This is a genomic window from Candidatus Magnetobacterium casense, assembly GCF_019173545.1.
Classification (GTDB): Bacteria; Nitrospirota; Thermodesulfovibrionia; order Thermodesulfovibrionales; family Magnetobacteriaceae; genus Magnetobacterium; species Magnetobacterium cryptolimnobacter.
In genome coordinates this window covers 1-5,106 of record NZ_JABXWD010000250.1, presented here as the reverse complement: position 1 = coordinate 5,106, position 5,106 = coordinate 1, and the positions used below count along the sequence as shown (strand labels likewise).

Here is a 5,106-nt window from a genome sequence, read left to right as displayed (position 1 = left end):
CGAACCATCCGTATTTTTCCGAGTTGTCGTTCTCAAGTACATATCTACCAATATAGCATATACTACATTGTAATGTCAAGGCTTATTTTGGGGTGAATATATCTACGAGCTTTGAACTTTTTTACCTCTTTTTGTCTGCAAACCCGCATGAATACTATGCACATCTCTCCGTGTGTGCCTACTCGCCCAAAACCCAAGTTTATGCAACTGGGCAATCTCTGACAGCCTCATTCCAGAAAATAAGGCTATCAGAGGTATCCACCACCTCTCTGGGTATACATCCACATTCTCTCTTGCTCTATATACAGGGGAGTTAAAAAGAGCCTCTAAATCTTTTACCGTGAAATACATTTTCATGTGCGGGGGTGAATATGGCTCCTATTCATGAATGTTTATCAGCGAAGTATCCTTTAAAATCAGCCAAGTGCTTTACTACATCAGGGGATATTTCCCCGTACTGACTGCGATAAGCCTCAGTTCTATCGAGGTAGTTCTTAAAAAACTCCTTTACCATCCCTTTTATCTGTGTATCGTTCATAATTCTTGTAAAAATAAACAGTTCTTCAATTTTTACTGTTAAAGCCTTACATGCTATCTTAGCGAGCTTTACATTTTTGGTACCAAGGGATTTTCTCAGGAATTTATATCCTATATATTTTTGCAGCCGTACAGGAACTCTTACCCGCAGATAGTAGCAGCCCTTGTATGAGGTGAGGTTTTTCATCAGGGGCACCGAAGGGGGTATTTGGAGATGATGCTGGGCGAGTCGGACTTACAAAATGTGGACCAGTTTATGGACCACCGGAGTTCCTGGGATTTGGTGGGAGGCGAGAGCCTTGATTTAGGCTGGTTTAAGGCATAAACAATGGCGGTGCAGGGATTTGAACCTCCCAGGGAGAGGGGTAAGCGTAAAGTGTTGAGTTTCCTTATAAATATCGCCATAACATGGTAACGGTGTTGGTAATTTTTGCTCAAAATGTGTAATAGTTTGTGCACTAGTCTGAGTGGACCTATACCAGCTCGTGAGGGGATAAGTCAAGGAAATTCGCGGGGTTGGTGGTGGTTTGGTGAGTGTAAATAGGTTTATGGGGCGATACAATCGATTGTAAAAGAGAACCTAAAAATGGTATACTGTAATGATGGTACCATCACAATCAACCATGGTTGATTGTGAGCCATTGCTATATCTCATAATATGGCATTGTTATTATGCGGCAGCTAATGTTACCACGTTTGAAGGGATTACTACCGAATTTTGCAGATACTAAGGGGTGTTTATGGCAAGCAGGAGCATTTTACTAAGCAGCGATCCGTTATGGTATAAGGATGCGATAATATATGAGTTGCATATCAAGGCCTTTTACGACGGCGTAGGGGATGGCATAGGAGATTTCAATGGCTTGATTGAAAAGCTGGACTACATTGAACGCCTGGGGGTCACCGCTATATGGCTGCTTCCATTTTATGCGTCTCCGCTAAGAGATGACGGCTATGACATAGCGGATTACTTTAATATACACCCAAATTACGGAACCCTGCGCGAGTTTAAGAAGTTCCTTGCCGAGGCCCACAAGAGGGGGATCAGGGTCATTACGGAGCTGGTGTTAAACCACACCTCGGACAAACACCCGTGGTTTCAGGAGTCCCGGCGGGCAAGGCCCGGCTCCTCAAAGAGGGACTTCTATGTGTGGAGCGACAGCCAGGATAGGTACAAAGAGGCACGGATAATCTTTAAGGACTTTGAGGCATCTAACTGGACATGGGACTCCGTTGCACGGGCATATTACTGGCACCGATTCTACTCACATCAACCTGATCTTAACTATGACAACCCTGATGTCCGCAAGGCCATGCTCAAGGTGCTCGACTACTGGTTTGACATGGGCGTGGATGGCCTGCGTCTGGACGCCGTCCCCTATCTCTACCAGCGCGAGGGTACCGGCTGCGAAAACCTCCCCGAGACATACGATCTCATAAAAAAGATAAGAAGCCACATAGATAAAAAGCACAAGGGCAAGATGCTGCTTGCCGAGGCAAACCAGTGGATGGAGGACGCCGTTAAGTACTTTGGTGACGGAGATGCCTGCCACATGGCCTTCCACTTTCCCGTGATGCCGCGGATGTTTATGGCCATACAGATTGAGGACCGCTACCCCCTGGTGGATATCATGGAGCAAACCCCCGCAATCCCGCCTGCATGTCAGTGGGTGATGTTTCTGAGAAACCACGACGAATTGACCCTTGAAATGGTAACGGACGAGGAGAGGGACTATATGTACAGGGTCTACGCAAGGGACAAGGAGATGAGGATAAACGTAGGTATCCGCAGACGCCTCGCCCCCCTGATGGCAAACAACAGACGCAAGATAGAGCTGATGAACATCCTGCTTATGACCTTTCCCGGCACCCCGGTGATCTATTATGGCGATGAGATCGGTATGGGGGATAATTATTACCTGGGCGACAGGGATGGCGTCAGAACGCCCATGCAGTGGAGCGCACAAAGAAATGCGGGATTCTCTAACGTCAATCCACAGAAACTCTACCTGCCCGTGATCGTGGACCCCGAGTATCACTATGAGGTGGTCAACGTCGATACCCAGGAACGAAACATATCATCCCTGCTGTGGTGGATGAAGCGGATAATCTCTGTTCGCAAGAAGTTCAAGTCCTTAAGCCGTGGCAATATCAAATTCATAAGATCGGAAAACCCAAAGGTGCTATCCTTTATCAGACAGTATGAGGATGAGACGCTCCTGGTTGTTGTTAATCTGTCACGGTTTTCACAGTCGGTTGAGCTGGATATGAGACAGTATGCCGGTTTAATACCAAAAGAGATAATCAGTGACAATGAGTTTGTGATGATCAAAGAGACCCCTTATCTGTTCACCCTCTCACCGTATGATTACTTCTTGTTTCACCTGAAAAAAGAACACAAAATGGCCATCGAAGAACATCTAAGAGAGATACATACAATAGAATTGAACTCTAAAGCAGATGAGATGTTTACCGGCAAACTCAAGGGGCAGATCGAAAAAGAGATATTGCCATCCTATCTGGTCAAAAACAGGTGGTTTGCCGCCAAGGCACGCAATGTTCAATATACGGAGATAATCGAAGATATCCATTTCTATGGCTCGACACAGCCCGGTTATATAATCCTGCTTAATGTCTTTTACACCGAAGGCTTACCGGATACCTATGTGCTGCCGGTTGCCGTGGCAATGGGGGAGAGTGCAACACACGTGCGTCAACAATACCCGTTTTCGGTAATAGCAAATGTAAAGCTCGGATTATACGAGGGTGTGTTGTATGACGCAAGCTATAACGAGGACTTTAGAATGAGCCTCCTTTCGTTTATATTAAAGAGAAGACGCCTGAATTGCAAAAATGGTGAACTCGGTGGCTTTTTTGAAAAACGCCAGAGAAGACGCCTACATGGCAAAGATGGTGAACCCGGCGACTCCCTTGAGAAACGTCACAGGGACTCCGGTGATGTCTACGACGCCATAAAGTCATCCCAGGTGTCAAAGACGGACCAAAGCAATACTGCAATCCTATATGAAGACAAGCTGTTCCTGAAGCTCTACAGACGGATCGAGGAGGGGATAAACCCCGACATAGAGTTGACAAAACTCCTGACGGACAACGATATCTCAAATAAATCGTCATCCGTAAGCATCCCTCACTTCAGGGGATTTCTTGAGTACAAGGACAGGTCTTCAGGGCACTCCTATCACCTGGGGCATCTGCAGGTCTTTATGCCAAACCAGGGCAATGCCTGGGTCTTTACCCTGGACTTTCTAAGGATGTACTATGAAAAGATACTGTCGGCCAAGGAAGATGCCACCAGGGAATTGACCGTCGCCAAAGGTTTTCTCAAGGACTTCCTGTCCGTAACCGGTGAGAAGTTGTCCGCCACATTATCTGAGTTCATCGGGATCAAGTACATAGAGGCCGCAGACCTGATCGGCAAGAAAACAGCCAACATGCACATGGCGCTCTGTAACGAGACAAACCCTGATGACTTTGCCCCCGAAGCCTTTACGTCCTTGTATCAACGCTCGTTGTTTCAATCGATGCACAATATGACAAAACGGGTGTTTGAGCTATTAAAAAAGAACATCGGGAGAATCCCCTACGAGTTCAGGCAAGAGGCAGATGAACTGATTGAGCGTGAAAAAGATATCATAGGGGTGTTTAACACATTCGTCGATATCAAGATATCCTCCGTAAAGATCAGAATCCACGGCGACTACCACCTTGGGCAGCTCCTGTACACCGGTAATGACATCATCGTGACCGACTTTGAAGGCGAACCCTCAAAATCCATCAACGAGCGCAGATTAAAACGCTCCCCGCTAAAGGACCTCGCCGGCATGATACGCTCCTTCTCATACGCCTCTTACTCCACGCTGTTGAAAACCGATGTGTTCTCAGCGTGGGACATTGATGAACTAAAGGACTATGCGCACATGTGGTATATCTGCGTCAGCGGGATATTTATCAACTCTTACCTGGAGGCGATCAAAAAATCCCCTCAACTCTCCTTCGATCAGGCCGAAATAAAGACCCTGATGAGGATATACCTCCTTGACAAGGCCGTATATGAGGTCGGATATGAGCTAAATAATCGTCTCGATATGGTGATCGTGCCAATAAGAGGGATCAAGAGCATCCTGGGTATTTAAATGTTTGGATACACACTTAAGAGGATATTTGATGTTTAGAAGAAACAGCAAGTTGGTAGTTATCATTGTTATAGTTGTAACCACCTTGACGGTAATTTCTGAGTTGCTCAAGGAGACGCCGGAGGAACTTGCAGAGAAATACCTGGAGGCTGTAAGACTTGGTGACAAGAATGAAATCCTGGCGCTTTCGATGAACAGCGATATCTTCTACAAGATGATAGGGCTTTCAGCAAATAGCGACAATGACAAGATACTCTTGAGATCGTTTAAGTTGACGCAGTGGAGGCTTATAGGAGAGAGACAGGTATCGGTAGCACTCCAAACAAGCGTGGACGATGTATAAAGTATTGAAAAAAAGTGGTTTATGTGTAATAATATTTGTATGTAATAACACATGCAGAAAGGAGAAAGACAT

3 protein-coding genes are annotated in these 5,106 nt (G+C 45.9%); 2 read left to right on the top strand and 1 reads right to left on the bottom strand.

Annotated features, from left to right (window positions below; all coding sequences use genetic code 11):
* Positions 1-382: 382 nt before the first annotated feature.
* On the bottom strand, positions 383-724 hold the full coding sequence (locus HWQ67_RS12455) for a DUF6538 domain-containing protein (RefSeq protein WP_218253014.1): 342 nt from the start codon (positions 722-724) through the stop codon (positions 383-385).
* Between the two features lie 553 nt (positions 725-1,277).
* Between HWQ67_RS12455 and treS the strand changes: the two genes are divergently transcribed.
* Positions 1,278-4,691 carry a maltose alpha-D-glucosyltransferase gene (gene treS, locus HWQ67_RS12450; RefSeq protein WP_218253013.1) on the top strand — a complete coding sequence of 1,138 codons (3,414 nt, stop codon included), beginning with the start codon at positions 1,278-1,280 and terminating at the stop codon, positions 4,689-4,691.
* 31 nt (positions 4,692-4,722) lie between these two features.
* On the top strand, positions 4,723-5,034 hold the full coding sequence (locus tag HWQ67_RS12445; RefSeq protein ID WP_218253012.1) for a hypothetical protein: 312 nt from the start codon (positions 4,723-4,725) through the stop codon (positions 5,032-5,034).
* The last annotated feature ends 72 nt before the right edge of the window (positions 5,035-5,106 follow it).

Bases quoted from the DNA above. Each gene is read 5' to 3' on its own strand.
- HWQ67_RS12455 (WP_218253014.1), bottom strand. From the start codon at position 724: ATGAAAAACCTCACCTCATACAAGGGCTGCTACTATCTGCGGGTAAGA.
- treS (WP_218253013.1), top strand. From the start codon at position 1,278: ATGGCAAGCAGGAGCATTTTACTAAGCAGCGATCCGTTATGGTATAAG.
- HWQ67_RS12445 (WP_218253012.1), top strand. From the start codon at position 4,723: ATGTTTAGAAGAAACAGCAAGTTGGTAGTTATCATTGTTATAGTTGTA.